Origin of the sequence: Streptomyces sp. NPDC059897 (genome assembly GCF_042730865.1) — a bacterium.
Lineage (GTDB): Bacteria > Actinomycetota > Actinomycetes > Streptomycetales > Streptomycetaceae > Streptomyces.
Map to the genome: position 1 here is coordinate 18199 of NZ_JBHWKQ010000034.1, position 26843 is coordinate 45041.

Annotated in this window: 28 protein-coding genes; 9 read left to right on the forward strand and 19 right to left on the reverse strand. The window is 71.3% G+C overall.

The genetic code is table 11. The features are described from left to right. Positions 1–73 precede the first annotated feature (73 nt). From ACFV9W_RS29455 to ACFV9W_RS29470, 4 genes are all read right to left on the reverse strand, one after another. Complete coding sequence (locus ACFV9W_RS29455) at positions 74–592, reverse strand: SixA phosphatase family protein (RefSeq protein WP_385766686.1); 519 nt, start codon at positions 590–592, stop codon at positions 74–76. A 256-nt stretch (positions 593–848) separates the two neighbouring features. Beyond that, complete coding sequence (locus ACFV9W_RS29460) at positions 849–1055, reverse strand: hypothetical protein (RefSeq protein WP_385766837.1); 207 nt, start codon at positions 1053–1055, stop codon at positions 849–851. A 188-nt stretch (positions 1056–1243) separates the two neighbouring features. After that, the gene (locus ACFV9W_RS29465; protein ID WP_385766840.1) at positions 1244–1354 is read right to left on the reverse strand and encodes an SGM_5486 family transporter-associated protein; all 111 of its coding nucleotides are present in this window, start codon (positions 1352–1354) and stop codon (positions 1244–1246) included. Positions 1355–1392: 38 nt separating this feature from the next. Then, positions 1393–2685, reverse strand: a complete 1293-nt coding sequence (locus tag ACFV9W_RS29470; RefSeq protein ID WP_385766843.1) for a CynX/NimT family MFS transporter — start codon at positions 2683–2685, stop codon at positions 1393–1395. A gap of 100 nt (positions 2686–2785) precedes the next feature. On the opposite strand from ACFV9W_RS29470, the gene ACFV9W_RS29475 reads away from it, so the two are divergent. Next, on the forward strand, positions 2786–3481 hold the full coding sequence (locus ACFV9W_RS29475) for a FadR/GntR family transcriptional regulator (protein ID WP_385766688.1): 696 nt from the start codon (positions 2786–2788) through the stop codon (positions 3479–3481). On the opposite strand, the gene ACFV9W_RS29480 is transcribed toward ACFV9W_RS29475, so the two are convergent. The 3 genes from ACFV9W_RS29480 to fabG form a co-directional block, all read right to left on the reverse strand. Beyond that, on the reverse strand, positions 3456–3827 hold the full coding sequence (locus ACFV9W_RS29480; RefSeq protein ID WP_385766691.1) for a hypothetical protein: 372 nt from the start codon (positions 3825–3827) through the stop codon (positions 3456–3458). The two genes, ACFV9W_RS29475 and ACFV9W_RS29480, sit on opposite strands and share 26 nt — an antisense overlap. A gap of 79 nt (positions 3828–3906) precedes the next feature. Further along, positions 3907–4683: an enoyl-ACP reductase FabI gene (fabI, locus tag ACFV9W_RS29485; RefSeq protein ID WP_385766693.1), complete on the reverse strand. Its 777-nt coding sequence runs from the start codon at positions 4681–4683 to the stop codon at positions 3907–3909. Positions 4684–4686: 3 nt separating this feature from the next. Beyond that, complete coding sequence (fabG, locus tag ACFV9W_RS29490) at positions 4687–5406, reverse strand: 3-oxoacyl-[acyl-carrier-protein] reductase (protein ID WP_385766696.1); 720 nt, start codon at positions 5404–5406, stop codon at positions 4687–4689. A gap of 183 nt (positions 5407–5589) precedes the next feature. On the opposite strand from fabG, the gene ACFV9W_RS29495 reads away from it, so the two are divergent. From ACFV9W_RS29495 to tyrS, 3 genes are all read left to right on the forward strand, one after another. Further along, a complete protein-coding gene (locus ACFV9W_RS29495) occupies positions 5590–7113 on the forward strand; it encodes a TldD/PmbA family protein (RefSeq protein WP_385766699.1) in 1524 nt (507 codons plus the stop codon). Beyond that, positions 7110–8510: a metallopeptidase TldD-related protein gene (locus ACFV9W_RS29500; protein ID WP_385766702.1), complete on the forward strand. Its 1401-nt coding sequence runs from the start codon at positions 7110–7112 to the stop codon at positions 8508–8510. Before ACFV9W_RS29495 ends, ACFV9W_RS29500 begins: the two co-directional genes overlap by 4 nt. 135 nt (positions 8511–8645) lie before the next feature. Further along, positions 8646–9920, forward strand: a complete 1275-nt coding sequence (gene tyrS, locus ACFV9W_RS29505; RefSeq protein ID WP_385766705.1) for a tyrosine--tRNA ligase — start codon at positions 8646–8648, stop codon at positions 9918–9920. 117 nt (positions 9921–10037) lie between these two features. On the opposite strand, the gene ACFV9W_RS29510 is transcribed toward tyrS, so the two are convergent. Next, positions 10038–10313 carry a GlsB/YeaQ/YmgE family stress response membrane protein gene (locus ACFV9W_RS29510; protein ID WP_385766708.1) on the reverse strand — a complete coding sequence of 92 codons (276 nt, stop codon included), beginning with the start codon at positions 10311–10313 and terminating at the stop codon, positions 10038–10040. A gap of 225 nt (positions 10314–10538) precedes the next feature. Here ACFV9W_RS29510 and ACFV9W_RS29515 point away from each other — a divergent pair, with 225 nt between their 5' ends. Then, positions 10539–10889 (forward strand): DUF3099 domain-containing protein, encoded by a 351-nt coding sequence (locus tag ACFV9W_RS29515; RefSeq protein ID WP_385766711.1) that lies wholly within the window; start codon positions 10539–10541, stop codon positions 10887–10889. Between the two features lie 205 nt (positions 10890–11094). Then, positions 11095–11340, forward strand: coding sequence for a hypothetical protein (locus ACFV9W_RS29520; RefSeq protein ID WP_385766714.1), 246 nt, complete (start codon positions 11095–11097; stop codon positions 11338–11340). 12 nt (positions 11341–11352) lie between these two features. Here the strand turns inward: ACFV9W_RS29520 and moaA are convergent, their stop codons facing one another. The 3 genes from moaA to ACFV9W_RS29535 form a co-directional block, all read right to left on the reverse strand. Continuing rightward, the gene (moaA, locus tag ACFV9W_RS29525) at positions 11353–12342 is read right to left on the reverse strand and encodes a GTP 3',8-cyclase MoaA (protein ID WP_385766716.1); all 990 of its coding nucleotides are present in this window, start codon (positions 12340–12342) and stop codon (positions 11353–11355) included. A 152-nt stretch (positions 12343–12494) separates the two neighbouring features. Next, positions 12495–14114 carry a cation acetate symporter gene (locus tag ACFV9W_RS29530; protein WP_385766845.1) on the reverse strand — a complete coding sequence of 540 codons (1620 nt, stop codon included), beginning with the start codon at positions 14112–14114 and terminating at the stop codon, positions 12495–12497. Positions 14115–14122: 8 nt separating this feature from the next. Beyond that, the gene (locus ACFV9W_RS29535) at positions 14123–14491 is read right to left on the reverse strand and encodes a DUF485 domain-containing protein (protein WP_385766719.1); all 369 of its coding nucleotides are present in this window, start codon (positions 14489–14491) and stop codon (positions 14123–14125) included. A gap of 281 nt (positions 14492–14772) precedes the next feature. On the opposite strand from ACFV9W_RS29535, the gene ACFV9W_RS29540 reads away from it, so the two are divergent. The 3 genes from ACFV9W_RS29540 (at position 14773) to ACFV9W_RS29550 (ending at position 19001) form a co-directional block, all read left to right on the forward strand. Next, positions 14773–16317, forward strand: coding sequence for a S8 family serine peptidase (locus tag ACFV9W_RS29540; RefSeq protein ID WP_385766722.1), 1545 nt, complete (start codon positions 14773–14775; stop codon positions 16315–16317). 106 nt (positions 16318–16423) lie between these two features. Continuing rightward, on the forward strand, positions 16424–17836 hold the full coding sequence (locus ACFV9W_RS29545; protein ID WP_385766724.1) for a CoA transferase: 1413 nt from the start codon (positions 16424–16426) through the stop codon (positions 17834–17836). A gap of 142 nt (positions 17837–17978) precedes the next feature. Continuing rightward, positions 17979–19001, forward strand: a complete 1023-nt coding sequence (locus ACFV9W_RS29550; protein WP_385766726.1) for a CopD family protein — start codon at positions 17979–17981, stop codon at positions 18999–19001. Between the two features lie 21 nt (positions 19002–19022). On the opposite strand, the gene ACFV9W_RS29555 is transcribed toward ACFV9W_RS29550, so the two are convergent. From ACFV9W_RS29555 to ACFV9W_RS29590, 8 genes are all read right to left on the reverse strand, one after another. Further along, the gene (locus tag ACFV9W_RS29555; protein WP_385766728.1) at positions 19023–20066 is read right to left on the reverse strand and encodes a zinc-dependent alcohol dehydrogenase family protein; all 1044 of its coding nucleotides are present in this window, start codon (positions 20064–20066) and stop codon (positions 19023–19025) included. 51 nt (positions 20067–20117) lie between these two features. Beyond that, positions 20118–20795, reverse strand: coding sequence for a lysoplasmalogenase (locus ACFV9W_RS29560; RefSeq protein WP_385766731.1), 678 nt, complete (start codon positions 20793–20795; stop codon positions 20118–20120). After that, the gene (locus tag ACFV9W_RS29565; RefSeq protein ID WP_385766734.1) at positions 20792–21676 is read right to left on the reverse strand and encodes a sterol desaturase family protein; all 885 of its coding nucleotides are present in this window, start codon (positions 21674–21676) and stop codon (positions 20792–20794) included. Before ACFV9W_RS29565 ends, ACFV9W_RS29560 begins: the two co-directional genes overlap by 4 nt. Positions 21677–21749: 73 nt before the next feature. Continuing rightward, complete coding sequence (locus tag ACFV9W_RS29570; protein ID WP_385766737.1) at positions 21750–22472, reverse strand: VIT family protein; 723 nt, start codon at positions 22470–22472, stop codon at positions 21750–21752. 57 nt (positions 22473–22529) lie between these two features. Continuing rightward, entirely contained in the window at positions 22530–23780 is a 1251-nt protein-coding gene (locus ACFV9W_RS29575; protein ID WP_385766740.1) for an amidohydrolase family protein, read from the reverse strand. Continuing rightward, positions 23777–25066 (reverse strand): amidohydrolase family protein, encoded by a 1290-nt coding sequence (locus ACFV9W_RS29580; protein WP_385766743.1) that lies wholly within the window; start codon positions 25064–25066, stop codon positions 23777–23779. Before ACFV9W_RS29580 ends, ACFV9W_RS29575 begins: the two co-directional genes overlap by 4 nt. Positions 25067–25079: 13 nt before the next feature. Next, positions 25080–25964 carry an SDR family NAD(P)-dependent oxidoreductase gene (locus ACFV9W_RS29585; RefSeq protein ID WP_385766745.1) on the reverse strand — a complete coding sequence of 295 codons (885 nt, stop codon included), beginning with the start codon at positions 25962–25964 and terminating at the stop codon, positions 25080–25082. A 1-nt stretch (position 25965) separates the two neighbouring features. Further along, positions 25966–26763, reverse strand: a complete 798-nt coding sequence (locus ACFV9W_RS29590) for an acetoacetate decarboxylase family protein (RefSeq protein WP_385766748.1) — start codon at positions 26761–26763, stop codon at positions 25966–25968. Positions 26764–26843: the final 80 nt, after the last annotated feature.

Consider the following 26843-nt stretch of genomic DNA (forward strand, 5'->3'; position numbering starts at 1 on the left):
CGTGCGTGGGGCCCGGTACCGGTGACCGGTACCGGGCCCCACGTCGTACGTGTGACGGAACGGGCGGTGGCGGTTACTCGCTCGGCGCCCAGTAGTCGACGAGCGTGGCGGTGCCGGGCTCCAGGCTCTTCCACGGTCCGGTGAACGTGAGCACGGAGAACGCGGCGGTCGGGAAGCCGCGCCGGTTCAGCCGCTGCTGGGCGTCGCCCTCGGCCTCCGCGGCGAGGATCTCGGAGAGGGCCTGCACACCGGGGTTGTGGCCGATCAGCACGGCGTCGTGCACGTCGTCCGGCGTCTCGTTCAGCAGCGCGATCAGTTCGCCGGGCGACGCCTCGTAGATTCGCTCCTCGTACACGGTCTTCGGTCGCTCCGGCAGCTCCTGAACGGCGAGCTTCCAGGTCTCACGGGTACGCGTGGCGGTCGAGCACAGGGCCAGGTCGAAGGTGATGCCTGCGTCGGCCAGCTTGCGGCCGGCGACGGGGGCATCCCTGCGGCCCCGCTCGGCGAGCGGCCGCTCATGATCGGAGACCTGCGGCCAATCCGCCTTGGCATGCCGGAAAAGGACAATCCTGCGGGGTTCTGCGACGCTCATGCGTCCCAGCTTCGCATGAAACCCTCGGCCGAGCGCAGGGAGTTGACGGGGTCGCCCGGCATGAGTGAACGGTGTACAGAACCTAGGGCCCGTCTTCAAACTCCCGTCTGCGTCGCGGCGTCTGGCACGCACGCTCGCGGCGTTGCCGAAAAGCCCGAGTAGCTCCGCTACTAGGACTTCCCGGCGCCTTGCGATCGCACGCACCAGACGCCGCGACGCCGCCCTTCGGGCGACGACGGGAGTTCGAAGACAGGCCCTAGGGGAGCACCAGATCCCTGGCGTGGGCCAGGATCTGCACGATGCTCGGGTCGCCGGAGGCGGCCTGGGCGTCGGCCGGGTTGAGGATCAGCAGGAGCAGTGCCACGAAGGCCACGGCCGGGAGCACGATCGCCCACCACGGCAGCCGGATGTCGACGCGACCCGGGGCTGCCGTGCGGGGCCGGGTGTACGTGGGGGCTGACATCGACATGGCTGCTGCCTCCGGGGCCTGGGTCCGTATGCGCTTCGTCCGGTGTGCCGACGATCTCGGCGACACTTCGAAGGTACGCAGCCGGGGGCCCCGGTCCCATCCGGTGATCCACCCACTTCACCCTGACACTGGCCCCCTAGGGGATGGTGGAGTTAACCCCACCCCGCCCCCGGGGACCGGTCCTACGGTGCGGCGATGGACGCGATGATGCCGACGACGACGGTGATGGCCAGCATCCCGCCGAGCACGAGGAGCAGCTTCTTCTGGCCGTTCTGGGGGTTCGGCTCGAGCACAGGCGACATGCGCCAAGTGTCGCACCTGTCCCCGCCCCTCAGGACGCCGGGGCCGCCTTGGGCGCCGTGTCCGCCTCGTCCTCGACGGTGCGATTGCGACCCGCGAACACGCCCACCACGATCTGCGGCACCATCAGCGCGGCCATGAGCGCGATGGGCGCGCCCCAGCCGCCGCTGTGCTGGTAGAGGACGCCGACGAGCAGCGGTCCGGGGATCGAGATCAGGTAGCCGGTGGACTGCGCGAAGGCGGACAGCTTGGCGACGCCCGCGCCCGTGCGGGCACGCATGCCGACCATGGTCAGCGCGAGCGGGAAGGCGCAGTTGGAGATGCCGAGGAGGATCGCCCACGCCCAGGCGCCGGAGGCCGGGGCGACGTACAGGCCCGCGTAGCCGGCGAGACCGCACAGGCCGAGGGCGATCACCATCGGGCCCTGGCTGGGCAGCCGGGCGGCCATCCGCGGGATGACGAAGCCGAGCGGGATCCCCATCGCCATGGTGACGGCGAGCAGGACGCCCGCGGTGGACGCGGAGACACCCGAGTCGCGGAAGATCTGCGCCATCCAGCCCATCGTGATGTACGCGGCCGTGGCCTGGAGCCCGAAGAAGACGGCGAGCGCCCAGGCGGTACGGCTGCGGGCGATGCGCAGACCGGTGCCCTCCGCGGCCGTCGTGGTCTCGGCGGCGGGCGCCGCGGCGGCCGCCAGGGTGGTGGTGTCCTTCTTGCGGACGAGCGGCAGCCAGGCCAGGGCGGCCGCGACGGCCACCACCGCCCACACGGCGAGCCCGGCCTGCCAGCTTCCGCCGAGCGCCGAGGTCACCGGCACCGTCGCCGCGGCCGCGGTGGACGTGCCGAGCGCGAGGGCCATCGAGTACAGGCCGGTCATGGTGCCGACCTTGTCGGGGAACCAGCGCTTGACGATGACCGGCATCAGGACGTTGCTGACCGCGATGCCCATCAGGCCGAGTGCGCTGGCCACGAGGAAGCCGGCGGTGCCGCCGGTGAACGGGCGGACGACGAGGCCCACGGCGATGGCGAACATGCCGGCGCAGACGACGGCGCTCGGGCCGAAGCGCTTGGCGAGCCGGGGCGCCATCACGCCGAAGATCGCGAAGCAGAGCGGGGGCACGGAGGTGAGCAGTCCGGCGACGCTGCCGCTCATCCCGAGCCCGTCCCGGACCTCTTCGAGGAGGGCGCCGAGGCTGGTGATGGCGGGCCGCAGGTTCACCGCGGCGAGCACGATGCCGACCATGACCAGTCGGACCACCCACGCGCGCGGGGCGGCCTGCTCGGTCCGCAGGGGGGTCTCGGGGTCGGCGCTCGGTGGTGCCATCGTCGGGGTTTCCTCACTAGCCATGAGGCCATCTTAGAATCATGGGATGATTGGCTGTCCAATCGGTTCTCCCCCGCACGTCCCCCACCCAAGGAACGTCATGCCGCTGACCTCTCCCCAGCGCTCGGCCCTGTCCGAGCAGGTCATCTCCGCCCTGCGCGCCCAGATCTCCTCGGGCGAGTGGCCGGTGGGCTCCCGGATCCCGACGGAGCCCGAGCTCGTGGAGCAGCTGGGTGTGGCCAGGAACACGGTGCGGGAGGCGGTCCGCGCGCTCGCGCACAACGGCCTCCTGGACATCCGGCAGGGCTCGGGCACGTACGTCGTGGCGACGAGCGAGCTGGCGGGCGTCATGCAGCGGCGGTTCGCGGAGGCCGCCCCGCAGGACATCGCGGAGCTGCGCGCCACGCTGGAGTCGAGCGCTGCGAAGTTCGCGGCGGAGCGGCGCACCGAGCGCGACCTGAAGCAGCTCGACGCGCTCCTTGTACGGCGCGAGGACGCCTGGTCGTCCGGGGACACCGAGGCGTTCGTGTCGGCGGACGCGACGTTCCACCTGGCCGTGGTGGCCGCGTCCCACAACGAGGTGCTGACGGCGATGTACGCGGACCTCGGCGAGGTCATGCGGGACTGGCTGCGCGAGGACGTGGGCGAGGAGCTCACCGCGGAGAACCACATGGACCACGCGACGCTCGTCGACGCGATCCGGGCCGGCGACGCCGAGGCCGCCGCCAAGGAGGCCGCGCGCTATCCGTTCGACTGCCGCCCCGGCCGGCTCAGCGTGCCGTCTTGTGGTGACTGACCCACGCGGTCCGCACGCTCTTCCAGCACCGGCCGTCCATCCGCAGCGTCTCGGCCGGGAACACCGCCTTCGGGCGTGAATCGGTGTCGATGTCCCACCACTTCGCGCACTCGATGTGCAGGGCGACGCGGTCGACCGTCGGGTACGGGTTGTGGCAGATGGCGCTCACGAGGTCGCCGTCGATGTCGACCCGGCAGGCCGCGCCGGACCGCTCCCGCTTCTTGTCGGCCACGCGCGCGTGGCCGCCCTTTTCGGCTGTCGCCCCCTGCGCGGGGGCACATGCGGCGAGGTAGGGCAGCGATATGAGCAGGACGACGGCGGCGGTGAAACGGGGGTGCACACGCACGTAGGGACCTCCTCGCACCAGCGTGCGTGGAGGTCCCTACGGCCCGCCCGGCCGGTGGGCCGAACGAGTGAGCCAGATGTCAGGCGCCGATGGCGTGCAGACCGCCGTCGACGTGCACGATCTCGCCCGTCGTCTTCGGGAACCAGTCCGAGAGCAGCGCGACGACGCCGCGGCCGGCCGGCTCCGGGTCCTCGAGCTTCCACTCCAGCGGGGAGCGGGAGTCCCACACCGACGCCAGCTCGCTGAAGCCCGGGATCGACTTCGCGGCCATGGAGCCGAGCGGACCCGCCGAGACCAGGTTGCAGCGGATGTTCTGCTTGCCCAGGTCGCGCGCCATGTAGCGGCTGGTGGCCTCCAGGGCGGCCTTGGCCGGGCCCATCCAGTCGTACTGCGGCCAGGCGAACTTGGCGTCGAAGGTCAGGCCGACGACGGAACCGCCCTCGGTCATCAGCGGCAGCAGCGCCGTCGTCAGCGACTTCAGGGAGAAGGCGGAGACGTGCATGGCCGTGGAGACGGACTCGAACGGCGTGTTCAGGAAGTTGCCGCCGAGGGCGTCCTGCGGCGCGAAGCCGATGGAGTGCACGATGCCGTCGAGACGGTCGCCGAGCTGCTCACGGACCTGGCCCTCCAGGCGGGCGAGGTGCTCGTCGTTCGAGACGTCGAGCTCCAGGACCTTGACCTTGTCGGGCTCCGGCAGCTTCTTGGCGATGCGCTCGGTGAGCGTCGGCCGCGGCCAGGCGGTGAGGATGATCTCCGCACCCTGCTCCTGGGCCAGCTTCGCGGTGTGGAAGGCGATGGAGGACTCCATCAGCACACCGGTGATGAGGATCTTCTTGCCCTCGAGGATTCCAGCCATGGTTCAGTGACCCATTCCCAGTCCGCCGTCAACCGGGATGACGGCTCCAGTGATGTACGCGGCGTCGTCGGAGGTCAGGAACTTCACCACTGAGGCAATCTCCTCGACCTGCGCGTACCGGCCGAGCGGCACCTGCGACACGATGCCCTGGCGCTGCTCGTCGGTGAGCGCCTGGGTCATGTCGGTGTCCACGAAACCGGGCGCGACGACGTTGAAGGTGATGTTGCGCGAACCTAGCTCACGGGCGAGCGAGCGGGCGAAACCGACCAGGCCCGCCTTCGAGGCGGCGTAGTTCGCCTGCCCCGCCGAACCGAGCAGCCCGACGACCGAGGAGATCAGGACCACGCGGCCCTTCTTGGCGCGCAGCATGCCGCGGTTGGCGCGCTTCACGACCCGGAAGGTGCCGGTGAGGTTGGTGTCGAGGACGGTCTCGAAGTCCTCCTCGGACATGCGCATGAGGAGCTGGTCCTTGGTGACGCCGGCGTTGGCGACGAGGACCTCGACGTTGCCGTGCTTCTCCTCGATCTCCTTGTACGCGGCGTCCACCTGCTGGGTGTCCGTGATGTCGCAGCGGACGGCGAGGGCGCCGGCGTCGACGAGCTCCTTGGGGGGCTCTCCGGAGCGGTAGGTGAAGGCCACCTTGTCGCCCTGCTCCAGGAAGGCCTGGGCGATGGCGAGGCCGATGCCCCGGTTTCCCCCGGTGACGAGAACCGAGCGGCTCAACGGATCACCCTTTCGTTCGGCGGTCAGGTACGTCTTGAACCTATCCGGCCGCGACACCGGGTGCCGAATCCGGGGGCGACAGGGCGAGGGGGTGCTGTCTGTGGGGTTCCCACAGACAGCACGTGTCGTGGTTCACTCACACGCACCGCGCCGCCTGTGCCGTGACAGAAGGGGAAGCCGCCCATGGCCCATGAGATCGATCAGTCGTTCCTCGCACTGCCCCTACGGGCACTCGCCGACGCCGCCCTCGCGCGCGCACGCGCGTTGGGAGCGGAGCACGCGGACTTCCGGCTCGAGCGGGTGCGCGGCGCTTCGGTGCGGCTGCGGGACGCCAGGCCGTCGGGGTCGTCGGACATCACCGACCTGGGATACGCCGTGCGCGTCGTACACGGCGGGACCTGGGGGTTCGCCTCCGGTGTCGATCTGACGATGGGCGGTGCGGCGAAGGTGGCCTCGCAGGCCGTCGCGATGGCCAAGCTGAGCGCTCAGGTCATCAAGGCGGCAGGCTCGGACGAGCGCGTGGAGCTGGCGGACGAGCCGGTGCACGCGGAGAAGACCTGGGTCTCCTCGTACGAGATCGATCCCTTCACCGTGCCGGAGGAGGAGCGGGCCGGGCTGCTCGCCGACTGGAGCGCGCGGCTGCTCTCGGCGGACGGGGTGTCCCATGTGGACGCCTCCTTGTACTGCGTTCACGAGAACAAGTTCTACGCGGACACCGCGGGGACCGTCACGACGCAGCAGCGCGTGCGGCTGCACCCGGAGCTGACCGCGGTCGCGGTGGACGACTCCAGCGGCGAGTTCGACTCCATGCGCACGATCGCGCCGCCGGTGGGGCGCGGCTGGGAGTACCTCACCGGGACCGGCTGGGACTGGGATGCGGAGCTCGCCGAGATCCCCGAACTGCTGGCCGAGAAGATGCGCGCGCCGAGCGTGAAGGCGGGCGCGTACGACCTGGTCGTCGACCCGTCCAACCTCTGGCTGACGATCCACGAGTCCATCGGGCACGCCACCGAACTCGACCGCGCGCTCGGCTACGAGGCGGCGTACGCGGGCACCTCCTTCGCCACCTTCGACCAGCTCGGCAAGCTCAAGTACGGCTCCGAGATCATGAACGTGACCGGTGACCGCACCGCCGAGCACGGGCTCGCCACCATCGGGTACGACGACGAGGGGGTGGCCGCGCAGTCCTGGGACCTGGTGAAGGACGGGACGCTCGCCGGGTACCAACTCGACCGCCGCATCGCCAAGTTGACCGGCTTCGAGCGCTCCAACGGCTGCGCGTACGCGGACTCCCCCGTCCATGTCCCCGTGCAGCGCATGGCCAATGTGTCGCTCCAGCCTGATCCGGGCGGGCTCCCCACGGAGGACCTGATCGCGGGGGTCGACCGGGGGCTCTACCTGGTCGGCGACCGGTCGTGGTCGATCGACATGCAGCGCTACAACTTCCAGTTCACGGCGCAGCGCGCGTACGCGATCCGGGGCGGGAAGCTCGCCGGGCAGGTGCGGGACTTCGCGTACCAGGCGACGACGACCGACTTCTGGGGCTCCATGGCGGCGGTCGGCGGCCCGCAGACGTACGTCCTCGGCGGCGCCTTCAACTGCGGCAAGGCCCAGCCGGGCCAGGTCGCGTCCGTCTCGCACGGCTGCCCCAGCGCGCTCTTCAAGGGCGTCAACATCCTCAACACGACTCAGGAGGCGGGTCGATGAGCCGCGCCACGTCCGGGACCAAGCCGTACGAGATCGTCGAGCGCGCCCTGGAGCTGTCGCGGGCGGACGGCTGCGTGGTCATCGCCGACGAGACCTCCACCGCCAACCTCCGCTGGGCGGGCAACGCGCTCACCACGAACGGCGTGACGCGCGGGCGCACCCTCACCGTCGTCGCGACGGTCGACGGCAAGGAGGGCACGGCGTCCGGCGTCGTGTCCCGGGCTGCCGTGACGGCGGCCGACCTGGAGCCGCTGGTGCGCGCCGCCGAGGAGGCCGCCGCCAAGGCCGGGCCCGCCGAGGACGCGCAGCCGCTGATCGGCGACGTACCGCACTCCCCCGACTTCACGCAGGCGCCCGCCGAGACCTCGTCCGCCGTCTTCGCGGACTTCGCGCCCGCCCTTGGCGAGGCGTTCGCACGCGCGCGTGCCGGTGGACGCGAGCTCTACGGGTTCGCCAATCACGAGCTGACCAGCAGCTATCTCGGTACGTCTGCGGGTCTTCGGCTGCGGCACGACCAGCCCAACGGCACCCTTGAGCTGAACGCCAAGTCGCACGGGCGCAAGCGGTCCGCGTGGGCGGGGCGCTCCACGCGGGACTTCAAGGACGTCGACCCGGCCGCGATGGACGCGGAGCTGGCCACCCGGCTCGGGTGGGCGGAGCGGCGCATCGACCTGCCCGCCGGGCGGTACGAGACGCTGCTGCCTCCGACCGCCGTGGCGGATCTGCTGATCTACCAGATGTGGTCGTCGGGGGCCCGGGACGCGACCGAGGGCCGCACCGTGTTCTCCAGGCCCGGCGGCGGTACGCGGGTGGGCGAACGGCTCAGCGAGCTGCCGCTGACCCTGCGCAGCGACCCGCACGAGCCGGGCCTCGAATCGGCGCCGTTCGTCCTCGCGCACTCCTCCAGCGACGCCTCTTCGGTGTTCGACAACGGGCTGCCCGTCGGCGCCACCGACTGGATCCGCGCAGGGGAGCTCGCGCGCCTCACGACGACCCGGCACAGCGCCGCGCTCACCGGACAGCCCGTCGCTCCCGCGATCGACAACCTGATCCTCGACGGCGGCGGCGCGAAGTCCCTCGACGAGATGGTCGCCGGGACCGGGCGGGGCCTGCTGCTCACCTGCCTCTGGTACATCCGCGAGGTCGATCCGGCGACGCTGCTGCTCACCGGGCTCACCCGGGACGGCGTGTACCTCGTGGAGAACGGCGAGGTCGTCGGCGAGGTGAACAACTTCCGGTTCAACGAGTCGCCGGTCGGCCTGCTCGGCCGGGCCACGGAGGCCGGGCGGACGGAAAAGACGCTGCCGAGGGAGTGGGGGGACTGGTTCACTCGTGCCGCGATGCCCGCGCTGCGGGTGCCGGACTTCAACATGAGCTCGGTCAGCCAGGGCGTCTGAGGCGAGGTCGTACGGAGCCGTCGATGCGGCGGCCGTACGGCACTGTCGGTGGGCGCCCATAGACTGGCAGGGTTCCAGCAGACCCGGGGGTCCGGGGGCACCCCCCGGGAAAACGCAGCAAGGAGAACCAGAACCGTGACCGACATCGTCGACGACCTGAAGTGGCGTGGCCTGTGGGCCCAGTCCACTGACGAGGACGCACTGCGCAAGGCGCTCGCGGACGGTCCGGTCACGTTCTATTGCGGCTTCGACCCGACCGCGGCCTCCCTGCACGTCGGGCACCTGGTGCAGGTCCTCACGATGCGCCGGCTCCAGCACGCGGGCCTGCGCCCGCTCGCGCTGGTGGGCGGGGCCACGGGCCAGATCGGCGACCCGCGCCCGACGGCGGAGCGCACGCTGAACGACCCGGAGACGATCAAGCTCTGGGTCGCCCGCCTGCGCTCGCAGATCGAGCCGTTCCTCGACTTCGAGGGTGAGAACGCGGCGACGATGGTGAACAACCTGGACTGGACCGCGGGCATGTCCGCGATCGAGTTCCTCCGGGACATCGGCAAGCACTTCCGGGTCAACAAGATGCTGACCAAGGACTCCGTGGCCCGCCGCCTGGAGTCCCAGGAGGGCATCAGCTACACGGAGTTCAGCTACCAGCTCCTCCAGGGCATGGACTTCCTGGAGCTGTACCGCCGCTACGGCTGCACGCTCCAGCAGGGCGGCTCCGACCAGTGGGGCAACCTCACGGCCGGGCTCGACCTGATCCACCGCCTGGAGCCGGAAGCGCAGGCGCACTGCATCGCGACGCCGCTGATGGTGAAGGCGGACGGCACCAAGTTCGGCAAGTCCGAGGGCGGCGCCATCTGGCTCGACCCGGAGATGACGACGCCGTACGCGTTCTACCAATTCTGGCTGAACACGGACGACCGGGACATCTCCAAGTACATGCGGATCCTGTCCTTCAAGTCCCGCGAGGAGCTGGAGGAGCTGGAGGCGCAGACCGAGGAGCGGCCGCAGGCCCGTGCCGCGCAGCGCGCGCTGGCCGAGGAGCTGACGACGCTGGTGCACGGCGCCGACTGGACGGCCGCCGTGATCTCCGCGTCGAAGGCGCTGTTCGGCCAGGGCGACGGGAACCTGGCGGACCTGGACGAGGCGACGCTCGCGGCGGCCCTCTCCGAGCTGCCGAAGGCCGAGATCACCGAGCTCGGCCCGGTCGTCGACCTGTTCGCCGAGGTCGGCCTCGTGGCCAGCAAGTCGGCCGCGCGCCGCACGGTGAAGGAGGGCGGCGCGTACGTGAACAACGTGAAGGTCGCCGCCGAGGACTTCGTGCCCGGCGCGGACGAGCTGCTGCACGGCCGGTGGCTGGTGCTGCGGCGCGGCAAGAAGAACCTCGCGGCCGTGGAGGTCAAGGGCGCGTAGGGTTCCCGCCCGCGCATCCGCCCCGCACACCCGGAAGGCCCGGCCCGCCACTCAGGCGGTGCCGGGCCTTCACCCGTTTCCGGGCCTCGCTCTCGCTTCTGGGCCTTGCTGTCGCTTCTAGGCCTTGCTCTTGTTTCCGCGCAGCGCCACCCACAACCGGTCGCCCACGCCCACCACGACCACCGCTCCGATCAGCTGCAACAGATGACGGATCCAGTCGATGCCCTTGGTGTCGTTGACTCCCATGCCCGTGGCCGCCCAGTTGCCCAGGACGCTGCCGATGATGCCGAAGACCACCGTCAGCCAGAGCGGGATCTGCTGCTTGCCCGGCAGGATCGCCTTCGCGATCAGGCCAAGCACCAGGCCCACGATGATCGCCCACAACCAGCTCATGTCGTTGCCTCCTCGCACGGTGCGGGGGCGCTCAGCGGCCGCCCACGCGATCAGTCTCGCCGCGTACGCCATACGGCGCATGTCGGACGGCTCCGTACGTGGTACAGCGCAGGCCACGCTCCCGGATCAGGCCCGCCCCGGTCTCGTAGCCGACGCATACCGGGCGTACCGTGGACGCAGTCCGGTCCGGGGAGCGTCCGGCGAGCTGGCGGGTGGTGGAATGTGATGCGGAAGCGCAAGGACAGCGGTGGGGCAGAGGTTTTCCGGATCACGGGAGCCCGGCAGGGCCTCGCCGACGATGTCCGTGGCCGGCAGCGCCGGTACATCATCTCGATGTCGGTCCGCACCGTTTCGGTGATCCTCACGGCCGTGCTGTGGAACGTGGAGCGGCACGTCGCCATCGTGACGCTGGTGCTCGGCGTGCTCCTCCCCTACGTCGCCGTGGTCTTCGCCAACGCCGGCCGGGAGAACGCCCCCTCGCTTCCGTCGACCTTCGTGCCCGCGCCCTCGCGCCCCATGATCTCGCCGGTACCGGCCGCGGACCCCGCGGAATCCGCCCCGGAGGACCGGGCCTGAGCGACGGCCGCGCCCGGCGTGCAAGCGGTCGACAAAGCTCAAGAAAAGCTCAGATCAATCATGTTGTTCCGGTGCCGGGCGGCGGGTCCCGCGTGACATACTGCGTGAGCGCTCCGCATCCCCCGTCGGAGCGACGGACCGACGCCGGGCAGCTCCCCCCGTGGCTGCTCGGCGTCGCCATTTCCGGGGCGTTTAAGGTTGACGCGTGAACCTCGCGAACCTCTCCGGACCGTCGCCCGAAACTCCCCAGTGCTCGGCCAAGGGCTGTCGCGCCGACGCCGTGTGGGTGCTCGCGTGGAACAACCCGAAGCTGCACACGCCGGAGCGCCGCAAGACCTGGCTGGCGTGCGACGAGCACCGCGAGCACCTGACCAAGTTCCTCGGCGTGCGCGGGTTCCTGAAGGACGTCGTGGCGCTGGCGGAGTGGGAAGCGCCGGACACCGAGGGCTGAGCCCTCGCCCCCTCAGCCGCCGATCGCCGACATCGGGCGGTCCGGCTGCAGGAACGAGGGGTCGTCGAGGCCCGAGCCCGCCTTCTTGCCCCACATGGCGCGCTTCCAGATCGCGGCCAGCTCCTCGTCCGGCATGTCGGAGCGCAGGGCCGCCCGCAGGTCCGTCTCCTCCGTGGCGAACAGGCAGGTGCGGACCTGGCCGTCCGCCGTGAGCCGCGTGCGGTCGCAGGCCGAGCAGAACGGGCGGGTCACCGAGGCGATGACGCCGACGCGATGCGGTCCCCCGTCCACGATCCAGCGCTCGGCGGGAGCCGATCCGCGCTCGCCGGCCCCTTCCTCCGTCAGCTCGAAGCGCGTACGCAGCGAGGCCAGGATGTCGCCCGCGGTGATCATGCCCTCGCGCTTCCAGCCGTGCTGGGCGTCGAGCGGCATCTGCTCGATGAAGCGCAGCTCGTAGTCGTGCTCGACCGCCCAGGCGAGGAGGTCCGGGGCCTCGTCCTCGTTCAGCCCCGGCATCAGGACGGAGTTGACCTTCACCGGGGTCAGGCCCGCGTCGCGCGCGGCTTCGAGGCCGTCGATGACGTCCTGGTGCCTGTTGCGCCGGGTGAGGGTCTTGAAGACGTCGGGGCGGAGGGTGTCCAGCGAGACGTTGACCCTGTCGAGGCCCGCCTCCTTGAGCGCCTTTGCCGTGCGCTTGAGCCCGATCCCGTTCGTCGTCAGGGACATCTTCGGGCGGTTCTCCAGGGCGGCGACCCGCTCGACGATGCCGACGAGGCCGGGCCGCAGCAGGGGCTCGCCGCCGGTGAAGCGGACGTCGGTGATGCCGAGGTCGGTGACCGCGATGCGGATCAGGCGGACGATCTCGTCGTCGCTGAGCAGGTCCGGCTTGGCCAGCCACTGCAGGCCTTCCTCGGGCATGCAGTAGGTGCACCGCAGATTGCACCGGTCGGTCAGCGAGACCCGCAGGTCGGTTGCCACTCGGCCGTATGTGTCGATGAGCACGTGGGCCCCCTCCCTCGGCGTGTTCTTACCTACTGATCCCGAGCCTACGTGACGGGTATGACAGCGGCAGGCCTGTGAACCCACGAGTGTGCCGTGCCCCGCGTCGTAGGGATCTACGACGCGGGGCACGGCACGACCGGTGGCGGAGCGGGTCAGTGCGCTCCGGTGCCCGTCAGGGAGCGGACCTCGAGCTCCGCGTACTTGCCCTTGTCGGCCTTCTCCTTGGCGACGTAGGTGCCGATGACGCCCAGCAGGAAGCCGACCGGGATCGAGATGATGCCCGGGTTCTCCAGCGGGAACCAGTGGAAGTCGACGCCCTTGAACATGGAGGTCTTCGGGTTGCCCGAGACGACGGGCGAGAAGAGGACCAGGAAGACCGCCGTGAACAGGCCGCCGTAGATCGACCACAGCGCGCCGTTGGTGTTGAAGCGCTTCCAGAACAGCGAGTACAGGATCGTCGGCAGGTTCGCCGATGCCGCGACCGCGAAGGCGAGGGCGACCAGGCCCGCCACGTTCAGGTCGCGGGCGAGCGCGCCCAGTGCGATCGAGACGATGCCGATGAAGACGGTGGCCCAGCGGGCCGCCTTCATCTCCTGCTTCTCGGACGCCTGGCCCTTCTTGATCACGTTCGCGTAGATGTCGTGCGCGAACGAGGAGGACGAGGCGAGGGTCAGGCCCGCGACGACCGCGAGGATCGTGGCGAAGGCGACCGCCGAGATCGAGGCGAGCAGGATCGCGCCCCAGCTGGAGTCGACGCCGCCCAGATGCAGTGCCAGCAGGGGCGCCGCCGTGTTGCCCGCCGGGTTGGAGGCGATGATCTCCTCCGGCTTGATGAGCGCGGCGGCACCGAAGCCGAGCGCGATCGTCATCAGGTAGAAGGCGCCGATGATGCCGATGGCCCAGTTGACCGACTTACGGGCCGCCTTGGCGGTCGGCACCGTGTAGAAGCGGATCAGGATGTGCGGCAGGCCCGCCGTGCCGAGCACGAGTGCGATGCCGAGCGAGATGAAGTCGATCTTCGACGTGGAGGTGAGGCCGTACTTGAGGCCCGGCTCCAGGAACGGCGCGCCCTTGCCGCTGTTCTCCGCGGCCGTGCCCAGCAGGTCCGAGACGTTGAAGTCGAACTTCAGCAGCACCAGGAAGGTGAGGAGGATGGCGCCCGCGATCAGCAGGACCGCCTTGACCATCTGCACCCAGGTGGTGCCCTTCATGCCGCCGATGGTGACGTACACGATCATCAGGACGCCGACGAGGGCGACGATGAGGATCTTGCCCGCGTCCGTGGTGATGCCGAGCAGCAGCGAGACGAGGACACCGGCGCCCGCCATCTGCGCGAGCAGATAGAAGATCGAGACGACGATCGTCGAGGTGCCGGCCGCCGTGCGCACCGGGCGCTGGCGCATCCGGTAGGCGAGGACGTCGCCCATCGTGTAGCGGCCGGAGTTGCGCAGCGGTTCGGCGACCAGGAGCAGGGCGACGAGCCAGGCGACCAGGAAGCCGATCGAGTAGAGGAAGCCGTCGTAGCCGAAGAGTGCGATGGCGCCCGCGATGCCGAGGAACGACGCGGCGGACATGTAGTCGCCGGAGACCGCGAGACCGTTCTGGAAGGCGGTGAACTGGCGACCGCCCGCGTAGAAGTCGGACGCGCTCTTGGTCTGCCGGCCCGCCCAGACGGTGATGACGAGGGTCGCGACGACGAACACCGCGAACAGGCTGATGATCAGCGGCCGGTGCTCGGTGGCCTCCGCCGCGGCCAGGGGGAAGTGGTACATCTCGGGGTTCACGCGCCGCCCTCCAGACGGGACTTGATGGCCTCGGCCTTGGGGTCGAGCTTCGCGGCGGCGTGCCGCGAGTACCACCACGCGATGAGGAACGTCGTCAGGAACTGGCCGAGGCCGAGGACGAAGGCGACGTTGATGTTGCCGGCCACCTTGGTGCCCATGAAATCGCCCGCGTAGTTCGACAGCAGCACGTACACGAGGTACCAGGCGATGAACGCGATGGTCAGCGGGAAGGCGAACGAGCGGTGCGCGCGCCGCAGTTCACCGAACTCCGCGCCTTCCTGCACCTCGATGAATTTCTCGGTGGAGGGCAGCGCCGGCCCGTCGTGCGGGCTGCCCTGCTGCGGTGGTGGTGCGTCGGTGGCCACGGACTCTCCTCGCGAATGGGGTGCTGTCTCTTAACCTCAACGTGATCTGGATCACGCGGGCCGGGTCGCGATGGTAGAGCTCCCCGACCCCCTGCACAACGGCACGGGAGCAGGGTCGACGCGGTTCAACTCACCTTGTTTCTTTCGGAACTTCTTTCGGAACTCGTTGATGACCTGCGGTGACCAGAGATACCTTCACACCGCACCACGCGTCATGTACCTGCCCGACACGCACTCGTGCCCCGGGCATTTCCATAAACGACGGATGATGTGGAGACCCCATGGCTCATCTGCCTTCCAGACGCCTGCCGTCCCGGCGGCGTCGCCTGGCCCTCGCCCTGCCGATCGGTATCGCCCTGACGGCTTCCTTCGGCTTCCTGCCGTCCGCGACGGCGGCTCCCACCGCCGATTCGCCCTCGGTGACGGCCGGTTCGGCCTCCTCACTCGCGTACGTGGTGAACACGCGCAGCACCGATGCCCGGACGATCTCCTCGGTGGGCAAGGCGATATCCGCGGCGGACGGCTCCATAGTCGCCACGTACGCGAAGATCGGCGTCTTCGTCGTGCACTCCTCGAACCCCGACTTCGGCAAGCAGCTGCGCGCGGCGAAGGGGGTGGCCTCTGCGGGCGCGACCCGCACGACGCCGCTCACGCCGGCCGGCACCACCGAGGAGGGTGCGGTCCAGAAGCTCTCCAAGGCCGAGGCCACGTCGCTCGCGACGAAGGCGACGTCGGCGCAGGAGCCGCTCGAGGCCGACCAGTGGGACCTGCGGGCGATGGGCGCCGACAAGGCCGCGAAGATCAACCCGGGCAGCAGGAAGGTCACCGTCGGCGTCATCGACACCGGTGTGGACGACACCCACCCCGACCTCGCGCCGAACTTCTCCGCGTCGCAGTCCGCGAACTGTGTGGGCGGCAAGGCGGACACCTCGCCGGGCGCCTGGCGGCCCGCGAACCCGGACCACTACCACGGCACGCACGTCGCCGGTGAGATCGCGGCCGCGCGCAACGGGGTCGGCGTCGCCGGCGTCGCGCCGAACGTGAAGGTCGCGGGCATCAAGGTGGCCGACCCGGTCAGCGAGCTGTTCTACCCGGAGAGCGTGGTCTGCGCCTTCGTGTTCGCGGCGGACCACGGCATCGAGGTCACCAACAACAGCTACTACGTGGACCCGTGGCTCTACAACTGCATGGACGACCCCGATCAGCGGGCCATCGTCGACGCGGTGAACCGGTCCCAGCTGTACGCCCAGAAGAAGGGCACCCTGAACCTGGCGTCGGCGGGCAACTCCAACCACGACCTGGACTCCGACGCGATCGTGGACGACTCCAGCCCGGACGACTCCACGCCGGTGAACCGCACGATCGACCCGCACAGCTGCTTCGACATCCCGACGCAGCTGCCGGGCGTCGTCACGGTGAGCGCGACGGGCGTGAACAAGGCCAAGTCGTACTACTCGACGTACGGCAACGGTGTCATCGACATCGCGGCGCCGGGCGGCGACAAGTACCAGATCCCGGCGGACACCCCGTCGAAGAACGGTCGCATCCTGTCCACGATGCCGGGCAACCAGTACGGCTGGCTGCAGGGCACGTCGATGGCCTCGCCGCACGCCGCGGGCGTCGCCGCGCTCCTCAAGTCGACGCACCCGAAGGCCACTCCGGCGCAGCTGCAGTCGCTGATGAAGGAGCAGGCCGACAAGGAGCCGTGCCCGACCGCCTACGACGGGGACGGCGACGGCACGGTCGACGCCGTCTGCGAGGGCACCGAGCGGCGCAACGGCTTCTACGGATACGGGATCGTCGACGCGCTGAAGGCCGTCAAGTAACCCGCACCGCGGAAAGCACATGAGCAGGGGCCGGGTGGCGCACGCCACCCGGCCCCTGTGTGCGCCGCCCGTGTGCCGGGGCCAATTGCTGCGCGATAGTGCGGACATGACACATGCGCCCCAAGCCCCGGTCGACGCCCGGGCCGCGTGGGCGGCGCTCGGCGGCGACCCCGCCCTGCTCGCCCGCGTCTCGTACCGCACGCGCGCGGGTGCGCTGCCCGCCCGCCTGCCCGTGGTCGATCTGGCCAGAGCCTGCGTCGGCTGCTGCTCGCTGGCCGCCGCCGAACTCGCCGCCACGCGCGCGAGGCACCCCGTCGGCGCGATCCGGGTGCGGGTCGACGACGGAGCGGTGGCCACCGCATTCACCAGCGAGCGGCATCTGCTGATCGACGGGCGCGCGCCTGTCAGCTTCGCGCCGCTGTCGCGCTTCTGGCGGACGCGGGACGGCTGGCTGCGCACCCACGCGAACTATCCGCACCACCGGGCGCGGCTGTGCGCGGCCCTCGGAGTGGCCGCGGACGCGGGCGTGGACGAGGTGGCGGCGCTGCTCGCGGAGCGCTCGGCGCACGAGGTCGAGGAGACGGTGTACGCGGCCGGGGGCCTGGCCGTCGCGCTGCGCACGCCCGGGCAGTGGGCGGCGCATCCGCAGGGCGCGCTCGTCGCCGGGGAACCGCTCCTGACGCTCGACCGGGTGGACGCGGCGCCGGCCCGTGCGCTGTCGCGCGGGGTGCTCTCCCCGGCGGCCGGGATCCGGGTCCTCGACCTCACGCGCGTCATCGCGGGACCTGTCGCCACGCGCACCCTGGCGCTGCTCGGCGCGGACGTGCTGCGGGTGGACGCGCCGCAGCTGCCCGAGGCGGCGGACGCGCACGCCGACACCGGTTTCGGCAAGCGCTCGACCCGGCTCGACCTGACGGACGCGGTGGACCGGCGCACGTTCGACGAGCTGCTCGCGGGCGCGGACGTGGTGGTCACGGGGTACCGGCCCGGCGCGCTCGACCGGTTCGGGCTCGGCCCGGAGGCGCTCGCCGAGCGGCGGCCGGGGCTCGTGGTGGCGGAGCTGTCGGCCTGGGGCGGGTACGGGCCGTGGGGCGGGCGGCGCGGCTTCGACAGCCTCGTCCAGGTGGCGACGGGCATCGCGGCGGCCGAGGGCTCCCCCGAACGCCCCGGGGCGCTGCCGGCGCAGGCGCTCGACCACGGCACGGGCTATCTGCTCGCGGCGGCGGTGCTGCGCGCGCTCACCGAGCAGACGGCGCAGGGCGGTACGCGCGTGGTGCGGCTCGCGCTCGCGCAGACGGCGGCCTGGCTCGTCCAAGGGGCGCACCCGAGGGGCTACGGCGAACGTGCGGAGCCGTACGAGGCGCAGGATCCGGCCGCCTGGCTGACCGAGGCGGACAGTCCGGTCGGGCGCCTGCGGCACGCCCTGCCGCCCCTGTCGTTCGGCGGGGGCCCCGCGAATTGGGCGCGTCCCCCGGGGTGTTGGGGCACGGACGAGGCCGGGTGGCTGCCGGCCGGGTGAACCGCGGGGCCGCGACATCGCGTCCTACGTAGGCGTGAACCGATCCAGCGCGGCACCGGACCCGTCGCCACATCGTCCGGATTCCCGTGCCCCACTTGTTGGTCTGCGCTTGCCGGAGTCCGTACCACCTGGTGAAGATCCAATGGTGAGTTCCATACCGCCGCCCACCGAGGCTCCCGTGACCGTCGGGGCCGACGTCTCCCTGCGCAGACCCGGCGCGGGGCGTGCCGTCGCCGTGCTCGTACTCGTCGCCGTGGCCGCGCTGATCCCGCTGCTCGGGCCGCGCGCCGCGCTGGAGGGCACCGGGGAGGCCGCGGCGCCCGGTGTCGGCGTGATCGCGCTGCTGCGCACGGTCCTGTTCGGGGCGTTGTGCGTCCAGGCGGGCGAGGTGTTCGCAGGGTTCCTCGCGCGCAAGGTGGACCCGCTGCGGGAGCCGCCGCGCACCTGGTCGGCGTACGCGCCGTGGGCGGGGTTCGCGGCCGCGCTCGGGCTCGCCTCCGTGGTGGCCTCGGGGAATCTGATCCCGAGCGGCGTCGGAGCCCTGGACCTCGGCGGTCTCGGCGGGACGCGGGACGGGACGCTCGCGCTCGTGGAGGTCAACGGCTTCCTGCTCGCGGGCCTGTGCGCCCGCTGGCGGCGTCCGGCGACGGCGCTGCTCCCGCTGGCCGCCGTGGCGGTCGCGGAGGCGCTGCGGGCGCACCCTGCGGCCGAGGACAGCGCGCTGCTCGGCTCGGGTCTCACCCTGATCCATCTGACCTGCGCCGCCCTGTGGGTGGGCGGACTGCTGTACGTGCTGCGCACGACGAACGCGTGGCGCACGAGCGCCCCCGAGGCGGGCACGGCGCTGCTCGGCCTCTACGCGCGCGTGGCGGCGGTGCTGCTCGCGGCCATCACCGCGACGGGCGTGTGCAGCACCCTGCGCCGGATGCCGCCGAGCACGGTCCTCGACCAGCTGACGACGACGGCCTACGGGCGGGTGCTGCTCGCCAAGGTGCTCCTGGTCGCCGTCGTCGCCGCGCTCGCCCTCGCGGCGCGACTGCGGCTGCGCCGGACCCCCGACCGCGGGAGGGCGTACGTGCCCGCGCGCGCGGAGGTCGTGATCCTGGCGGTCGTGGTGGCGGTGTCGGCTGCGCTGACGGCGCTGCCGGTGCCGATCCGATGGTGACCGGCCGCCCGACCACTGCGGTCAGTTGGTGACCATCACCTTGAGGGCGGCGCGCTCGTCCATCGCCTCGTAGCCGCCGGGGACGCCCTCGATGTCGACCGTCATGTCGAAGACGGGCGAGGGGTCGATGGTCCCGTCCAGGACGTCGGGCAGCAGGTCGGGGATGTACGTGCGGACCGGGGCGACGCCGCCGCGCAGCGCGATGTTGTGGTCGAACATGACGCGCAGGTCGACACCGGTGCCGCTGCCGTGCGGGACGCCGACGAAGCCGATGGCACCGCCGTCGCGGGTGATGCGCACGGCGGTGTTCATGGACTGCTCGGTGCCGACCGCCTCGATCACGGCGTGCGCGCCCTGTCCCCCGGTGAGCTCGCGGACCGCGGCGACCGCCGCGTCGCCGCGCTCCGCGACGACGTCCGTGGCGCCGAAGCGGCGTGCGATGTCGGTGCGCACCTGATGACGGCCGAGCGCGATGATCCGCTCGGCGCCGAGCCGGTGGGCCGCGAGGACTCCGCACAGGCCCACGGCGCCGTCCCCGACGACGGCGACGGTGGAGCCCTCGCGCACGCCCGCGCCGAGCGCCGCGTGGTGCCCGGTGCCCAGCACGTCGGACAGGGTCAGGAGGGCGGAGAGCAGCCGGTCGTCCGAGGCCGCGTCGGCCGGCAGCGCCACGAGCGTGCCGTCGGCGTACGGGACGCGCACGGCCTCGCCCTGGCCTCCGTCGTAGCCGACCGCGCCCCAGAAGCCGCCGTGCTCGCACGACGTGGTCAGGCCCTCGCGGCAGTAGTCGCACACGCCGTCGGACCACATGAAGGGCGCGACGACCAGGTCTCCGCGCTTGAAGACGGCCACCTCGGAGCCGGTCTCCTCGACGACGCCGAGGAACTCGTGCCCGATGCGCTGCCCGGGCTGCCGCGCGGCCTCGCCCCGGTAGGCCCAGAGGTCGCTGCCGCAGACGCACGCGCGCAGGACACGCACCACGGCGTCCGTGGGCCGCACGACGGCGGCGTCGGGAACGTCCTCCACGCGCATGTCGAACGGGGCGTGGATGGTGGTGGCGCGCATGGGGTGTTCCTTTGTGCGGGTCCCGCAGTCGACGCAGGCCATCGATGCAGGTCAGTGAGCGACGCGCCGGGTCTCGACGCGCTTTTCACCGTACGCCGAAGGGCCTGCGGCCCGCTCCCCGAGCACGCCCCGGGCGAGCAGGTACTGCGCCGCCACGTAGGTGCCCATGACCCAGAAGTCGGGGCGCGGCAGGGCCGGCCAGTCGGCGATGCCGGTGGCGATGAGCGAGTCCGAGAGCAGGAACAGGGCGCCGCCGACGCCCGCCGCCGCGCCGAGCCGCGATGAGGCGAACGCCATGCAGGTCAGCAGCACGCTGTACGCGGCGACGGGCCCGCGCATGTCCGGCGGCAGATCGGGCCACAGGGCGACCACGGTCACGGCGAGCGCGACGCCGTAGGCGGCCGCGAGCAGCGCACCACGCGCGCGCGGCGTCCCGTGCCGCTTGAACAGCACCAGGTAGCAGACGTGCCCGACGGCGAAGGCGCCCATCCCGGCGAGGAACACGAGGTCCTGGTCGAACAGCAGCGCCACGTCGCCGCACCACCCGAGCAGCAGGGCGGCGCACAGCAGCCGGGGGCCGCGGCAGGCGATCACGTAGGCCGCGAGCAGCGGCATGAGCAGGGGCTTGAGGACGACGTGCGCGCCGTCCGCGCCCGCGAGCAGCGCGACGAGGTCGGCGGCGCAGGCTCCGAGGAACACCGCGCGCCACACCGGTGCGGAGGGCCTCACGCGGCGCCCTCCGTGACCTTCCGCGGGGCGTTCGGGGCGCCGGTGGGCGCCGGCTGCCACCCCGGCCCCCGGAAGACCCGCCCGGCCCGCTCGCGCCAACTGGCGGCCGTCCTCAGGTCCTTGGCGATGGCCGCGTACTCGTGGGTGGCGACGCGCAGCGGGTTGTACGTGCTGATGTTCTTGGTGAGTCCGAACTCGGGGCGCTCGACCTCCGCCACCCACGAACCGAAGAGCCGGTCCCAGATGATGAGGATTCCGCCGAAGTTCCGGTCCAGGTAGCCGCCTTGGGAGGCGTGGTGGACACGGTGGTGGGAGGGCGTGTTGAAGACGAATTCGAAGGGCCGCCACATCTTGTCGATGCGCTCGGTGTGGATCCAGAACTGGTACACGAGGTTGACCGACGAGCAGAACGCGAGCGCCGCGGGGTGCACGCCGAGCGCGATGAGCGGCAGGTAGAACGGCCACACGGTGAGGCTCGTCCAGGGCTGCCGCAGCGCCGTGGTCAGGTTGAAGCTGCGGCTGGAGTGGTGCACCACGTGGCACGCCCACAGGATGCGGATGACGTGGTGCCCGCGGTGCGACCAGTAGTAGAAGAAGTCCTGCCCGAGCAGCATCAGCGGGATCGTCCACCACAGGACGGGCACGCGCAGCGGCGTCAGTTCGTAGACCGCCGTGTAGATCGCGACGATCGGGATCTTCCACAGGAAGTCGAAGACCAGGCTTCCGAGCCCCATGGTGACGCTGGTCGCCGCGTCCTTGGTCTCGTATCCGGCGGCATCCTCGTCGGGGTGGATCCGGACGCTGACGATCTCCACGATCGTGAGCAGCACGAAGGCGGGGATCGACCACAGCACGACGTCGGGCAGGTTCGGGGACGGCATACGTGCACCGTAAGCGCCCCGACCTGTCCCCGGCTATAGGTAGTTACCGACAAGTAATACCGCCGGTAAGGGGTCAGACTCCGGCGGCTCCCAACAAAGATCCCGCCGCATACGTGACCGCCATCGCCAGCGCTCCCCCGCCCACGTTCCGCCACACCGCGGGCCGCACCGCCGCGCCGCCCATCCGCGCGCTGCTGCAACCGGTGAGGGCGAGCGCCGCCAGGACCGAGCCGACCGTGACGGGCAGCCGCCAGTCGGAGGGCGGCAGGACGATGGCGAGCAGCGGCAGCAGGGCGCCCGCCGTGAAGGCGAGGAAACTGGCCCAGGCGGCGTGCCACGGGTTGGTGAGGTCGTCGGGGTCGATGCCGAGCTCCACGCGCGCGTGGGCGCGCAGCGCGTCCCGTTCGGTGAGCTGCACCGCGGCCTCGCGGGCCACCTCGCGGCTGAGCCCGCGCTCCTCCAGGAGGTCGGTGAGCTCCACCAGTTCGGCCTCCGGCTGCTCCTTCAGCTCGCGCTTCTCCATGGCGATGGCCGCCTTCTCGGAGTCGCGCTGCGTGGACACGGAGACGTACTCGCCGGCCGCCATGGACATCGATCCGGCGAGCAGTCCGGCGAGCCCGGCCGTGAGCAGCGCGGAGCGGTCGCCGGTGGCGCCCGCGACGCCGACGACGAGGCCCGCGGTGGAGACCACGCCGTCGTTGGCGCCGAGCACGGCGGCGCGCAGCCAGTTGAGCCGCGAGCCGAGCGCGCCGCCGTGGGACTCGTCATGGGTGGATCGCGCTCCGGTTTCCGTCACGCGGTGAGCATGACACCCGCCGCGTCGACGCCGGGAGCATGACACCCGGCGGGCAGGTCACCACACCCGTACCGACGCCCCCGGCGCGAACACCGGGCTGGTCGCGTCGGCGGGCGGCTCCTTCAGCGGCTCGTCGATCTCGGCGACCGTGGGGCCCACACGGGCCGCTATGGGGTCGAGGAGGCCGAGGTCGAAGCCGTAGACCCGGGCCGCGTTGCCGCCGACCATCGCGGCGATCTCGTCCTTCGGCAGCCCCGCGTAGGCGATGCGCAGGCCCTCGCGCGTGTACGGGTGCGTGCCCTCGTCGTGCGGGTAGTCGCTGCCCCACATGATCTTGTCGAGGCCGATCCGGTCCCGCAGGGGCACTTCGTGGGGCCGCATGAAACTCGCGCCCACGTAGCAGTTCTCGCGCCACACCGTGGAGGGGCCCTTGCCCATCGAATCGGCGAGCCCCGCACCGAACTTGGCCTCGGCAGTCTTCGCCGATGTACCTGTCGCCTTCGTGGCCGCCCTGACCAGGCGCGCGTGGTAGTAGTCCAGCATGTCCAGGACGCCGGGGATCCAGCCCGAACCCTGCTCCGTGAGGACGAGCCTCAGGTCCGGGTGCTTACGGAAGGCGCCACCGAACACGAGGTGCCACAGGGCGCGGTGCGAGAACCACGTCGTCTCGACCATGAATACCGCGCGGGCGGCCGGTTCCTCGCCGAGCGGCGGGGACGCGGAGCCCGCGTGGTGGTTGACCGGGACGCCGAGTTCGGCGCAGGTCCGCCAGATCGGGTCGTACGTCGAGGAGTACAGCTCCGGGAGGCCGGAGCCCGGCGGCGTACCGGGCAGCAACAGGCCGCCCTTCAGGCCCGCTTCGGCCGCCCAGCGGATCTCCTTGACGGCCTCGTCGACGTCGTTGAGGAGGATCTGGAAGACGCCCGCCCTGCGGCCGGGGGCGGCGGCGCAGAAGTCCGCGAGCCACCGGTTGTGGGCGCGCAGGCCCGCCCAGCGCTGCTCGAACTCCTCGCGGGTCGGCGCGGGCGCCATCAGCGAGGCGGACGGGAAGAACGGCGGGATGGTGTTCGGGAAGACGACCTCGGCGACGATGCCGTCCTGCTCCAGCTCCCGGAGGCGCCGCTCCGAGTTCCAGTTCCGGTCGGCGGTGTCGGCGAGCAGGTCCGCGTAGGGGTTCACATAGCCGGCGGCCCAGGTGTCGAACGCGTCGTGGTGCCGCGCCTCCAAGTACGGCTTGTAGTCGAGGAGATCGGCGCCCGCGTGGCAGTCGGCCGAGATGACGGTGTAGCGCTCGTCCTGTGTGGTCATGGCGTCACCCCGATGTTCGGGAAGTCGTTCTCCGTCAGCCAGTGCCGTCCCACCTCGCGCGAGCGCGCCCAGGACGCCTCCACGCCGCTCTGGTCGGCGTCCTGCCCGAGGTCGGCCGGGGTCGGACCGATGCGGGCCGCGAGCGGCGCCAGCTTCGCGGTGTCGAACCCGAACACCTCGGCGGCGGACAGGCCGAGCATCCGCCGGGTCTCGGAGACGGGGATGTCGTGGAAGGTCTTGCGCAACCACGCGCGCGTGTCCGGCCAGGTCCCTTCGGGGTGCGGGAAGTCGCTGCCCCACAGGATGTTGTCGACGCCGATCTCGTAGCGCTGGGCGAGTTCGCGGCGCTTGGTGTTGGTGGCGCACACGAAGACCTGCCGGTCCAGGTACTCCGCCGGGGAGCGCTTCAGCTCGGCGAACGGCGACAGCTTCTTGCCGCCGTGCGCGCCCAGGTAGAGGCGGTCCATGAACCACAGCAGGTTCGGCAGCCACCAGCAGCCGGACTCGGCGACGCCGAACTTCAGCCCCGGGTGCCGCTCGAAGGCGCCCGACCAGAGCAGGAACCACAGGGGCCGCGCCGGCCACCAGGTCACTTCACTTACGTAGATGCCCAGATGGTCGCCGTACTCGTGGCGCGGAGCCGCCCCCGAGTGCGTCACCACGGGCATCTCGCACTCCGCCGCGGCCGCCCACACGGGGTCGTACCGGCGCGCGTGGTACGGGTCCTGGTCGACCCACATCGACGGGATCATCAGGGCGCCGAGCCCCGACTCCTTGGCGCGGTGGATCTCCGCGACGACCTTGTCGGGGTCGGCGGTGACCGGCAACAGGGCGACGCCGCAGTGCCGTTCGGGGTGCTGCCCGACGAACTCGGCCAGCCAGCGGTTGTGGGCCTGCGCGCCCGCCATGCCGAGCTCGGGGTCCTGGTCGCCGGAGAGGCCGAGGCCGACGCCGAAGGGCGCCGCCGTCTGGCTGTCCACGGCGTCCGCGTCGGGGAAGACGACCTCGGCGGCCACCCCGTCGCCGTCGAGCTCCTTGAGGCGCTGCGCGGTGTCCCAGCCGCCCCGCAGGCCCTCTTCGTTGTCCTCGAACCACTTGGCGGCGAACGCGTCGTTGCGGATGCCGAGCCGGGTGGCCTCCTCGCGGCGCTTGTCCCGCTCGCCGAGGAACTCGTCGAACTCCCGGTGGAAACGGCTGTCCAGGTAGGGCCGGTACTCCTCGGTGGGCAGTCCGGCGTGGCAGTCGGAGGAGATGATCAGGTAGGGGTCGTTCTGCTGAGCCGTCATCGGATGTCACCCCTCAGTCGAGAATGAAGCTCTCCAGGTACGCCGGGTTCGCCCGGTCCAGCATCGATTGCGACCGCGCCCGGATCTGCTTGTCGCTGTGCTCGCTCGGCGGCAGGATCCAGAACCGGTCCGCCGCGATGCCCTCGGCGACGAAGTCGGCGACCTCCTCCACGGGCGTGAACGCGATCTCGTTCCCGGCCTCCTTCATGGCGGCCTCCCACTGGTCGAGGCTGCGGTACGGCGTCTTACGGGGCCGCTCCTTCGCGAACCGCTCGGGCCGGTTGCGGTGCGACTCCCACAGCCCGGTGCGCAGCATGTGGGGGCCGGGGAAGAGCACGGACGCCCCCACGCGCGCGTGCTCCGCCTTCAGGTGCGCGTACAGCGACTCGGTCATGGTCACGACGGCCGCCTTCGTCACCGCGTACACGGACGCCGTCGGCAGCGGCGCGATGCCGCCGTCCCCGGAGGACGTGTTGACGATGTGGCCCGGCTCGCCGCCCTCGATCATGCGCGGCACGAAGGCCTGGATGCCGTGGAAGACACCCCACACGTTGACGTTGAACGCCCACTTCCAGTCGTTCGGTTCGTGCTGCCACATGCGGCCCTCGGCGCCCGAGCCGACGCCCGCGTTGTTGCACAGCACATGGCAGGCGCCGAACGTCGCGTACGTGTCCGCGGCCAGGTCCATGACCTGCTCGCGCTCGCCGACGTCGACCACGCGCGCGTGCACGGTGGCGCCGTCCCCGCGCAGCTCCTCGGCCGCGCTCTCCAGGGCCGCCTTCTCGACATCGGCGAGGACCACCTTCAGCCCGTCGGCCGCGAACCGCCGCGCCATGGCGAGCCCGATCCCGCTCGCCGCGCCCGTGACGACGGCGACCTGTCCCTCGCGCAGCTCCATGTCAGGCGCTCCCCTCGGGCGGGCCGTCGTGGATCTGCTGCGGGTCGTCGTAGCGCTGATGGATGTAGGGCAGCAGGGCCTGCGCGCTGACCCGCTCGACGACCTTGCCCTTCTGGTCGGTGGTCTTCTCGCCGATGGTGATCTCCACCAGGTTCCGCACCGGGAGGTCGGCGACCGGGTCGAACATGGACTCCCGCAGGACGACGTCCCCGGTGATCCGCTCCAGCTTCCTGACCTTCTCGTTGCGCAGGCAGTGCACGAGGACCGGCTCCGCGTCGAAGCCCGAACCGTCCACTCCGGGAAGGAACTTGAAGTAGAAGTCGGCCTTCTGCGTCGGCTCCGGGAGGGGCAGGGTCTCGCTGACGGCGCCGCGCACCTCCACGAACGCGATGCCGTGCCGCGCGAGCGCCGCCGTCACGACGAGCCCCTCGCGTTCCACGGTGACCTCGCCGAGCTTCTTCGGCTCGCCGAAGACCTCGCGCCCGCCGATCAGCGCCCGCTCGTGCGTCATCGGCATGACGAGCGGATACCAGCCCTCAACTCCCCCGTGCTCGGCGGCGACGGCCACCGAGCCCGCGCCCAGCGGATAGCCCGGCAGGTCGACCTTGCTGATGTTGGCCCGCACCAGGGGCCGCCCGGTGGGCTTCAGCGGCGGCGGCAGCACCGCGGCCACCGCGTCCGGATCGGATTCCCACACGGCCACCACACCGGTGGACCAGATGTCGGGAAGCTTGCTGCTCGCCGAGCGCGAAGCGGCGATCTCCGCCTCACTGCGCGCTCCGTACCGTACGCGTGTCATGTCGTACCACCCTTCGAACGAGACGTCATGGAGGTCGTTCGGTCGTGCGGTCGGTCGTGCGGTGTTGTGCGGTCGGTCGT

Excerpts from the sequence above, each read along its gene's own strand:
- ACFV9W_RS29455 (WP_385766686.1), bottom strand. The coding sequence starts at position 592 with ATGAGCGTCGCAGAACCCCGCAGGATTGTCCTTTTCCGGCATGCCAAG.
- ACFV9W_RS29460 (WP_385766837.1), bottom strand. The coding sequence starts at position 1,055 with ATGTCAGCCCCCACGTACACCCGGCCCCGCACGGCAGCCCCGGGTCGC.
- ACFV9W_RS29470 (WP_385766843.1), bottom strand. The coding sequence starts at position 2,685 with ATGGCACCACCGAGCGCCGACCCCGAGACCCCCCTGCGGACCGAGCAG.
- ACFV9W_RS29475 (WP_385766688.1), top strand. The coding sequence starts at position 2,786 with ATGCCGCTGACCTCTCCCCAGCGCTCGGCCCTGTCCGAGCAGGTCATC.
- fabI (WP_385766693.1), bottom strand. The coding sequence starts at position 4,683 with ATGGCTGGAATCCTCGAGGGCAAGAAGATCCTCATCACCGGTGTGCTG.
- ACFV9W_RS29495 (WP_385766699.1), top strand. The coding sequence starts at position 5,590 with ATGGCCCATGAGATCGATCAGTCGTTCCTCGCACTGCCCCTACGGGCA.
- ACFV9W_RS29500 (WP_385766702.1), top strand. The coding sequence starts at position 7,110 with ATGAGCCGCGCCACGTCCGGGACCAAGCCGTACGAGATCGTCGAGCGC.
- ACFV9W_RS29510 (WP_385766708.1), bottom strand. The coding sequence starts at position 10,313 with ATGAGCTGGTTGTGGGCGATCATCGTGGGCCTGGTGCTTGGCCTGATC.
- ACFV9W_RS29515 (WP_385766711.1), top strand. The coding sequence starts at position 10,539 with ATGCGGAAGCGCAAGGACAGCGGTGGGGCAGAGGTTTTCCGGATCACG.
- ACFV9W_RS29530 (WP_385766845.1), bottom strand. The coding sequence starts at position 14,114 with ATGTACCACTTCCCCCTGGCCGCGGCGGAGGCCACCGAGCACCGGCCG.
- ACFV9W_RS29540 (WP_385766722.1), top strand. The coding sequence starts at position 14,773 with ATGGCTCATCTGCCTTCCAGACGCCTGCCGTCCCGGCGGCGTCGCCTG.
- ACFV9W_RS29545 (WP_385766724.1), top strand. The coding sequence starts at position 16,424 with ATGACACATGCGCCCCAAGCCCCGGTCGACGCCCGGGCCGCGTGGGCG.
- ACFV9W_RS29550 (WP_385766726.1), top strand. The coding sequence starts at position 17,979 with ATGGTGAGTTCCATACCGCCGCCCACCGAGGCTCCCGTGACCGTCGGG.
- ACFV9W_RS29555 (WP_385766728.1), bottom strand. The coding sequence starts at position 20,066 with ATGCGCGCCACCACCATCCACGCCCCGTTCGACATGCGCGTGGAGGAC.
- ACFV9W_RS29565 (WP_385766734.1), bottom strand. The coding sequence starts at position 21,676 with ATGCCGTCCCCGAACCTGCCCGACGTCGTGCTGTGGTCGATCCCCGCC.
- ACFV9W_RS29575 (WP_385766740.1), bottom strand. The coding sequence starts at position 23,780 with ATGACCACACAGGACGAGCGCTACACCGTCATCTCGGCCGACTGCCAC.
- ACFV9W_RS29580 (WP_385766743.1), bottom strand. The coding sequence starts at position 25,066 with ATGACGGCTCAGCAGAACGACCCCTACCTGATCATCTCCTCCGACTGC.
- ACFV9W_RS29585 (WP_385766745.1), bottom strand. The coding sequence starts at position 25,964 with ATGGAGCTGCGCGAGGGACAGGTCGCCGTCGTCACGGGCGCGGCGAGC.
- ACFV9W_RS29590 (WP_385766748.1), bottom strand. The coding sequence starts at position 26,763 with ATGACACGCGTACGGTACGGAGCGCGCAGTGAGGCGGAGATCGCCGCT.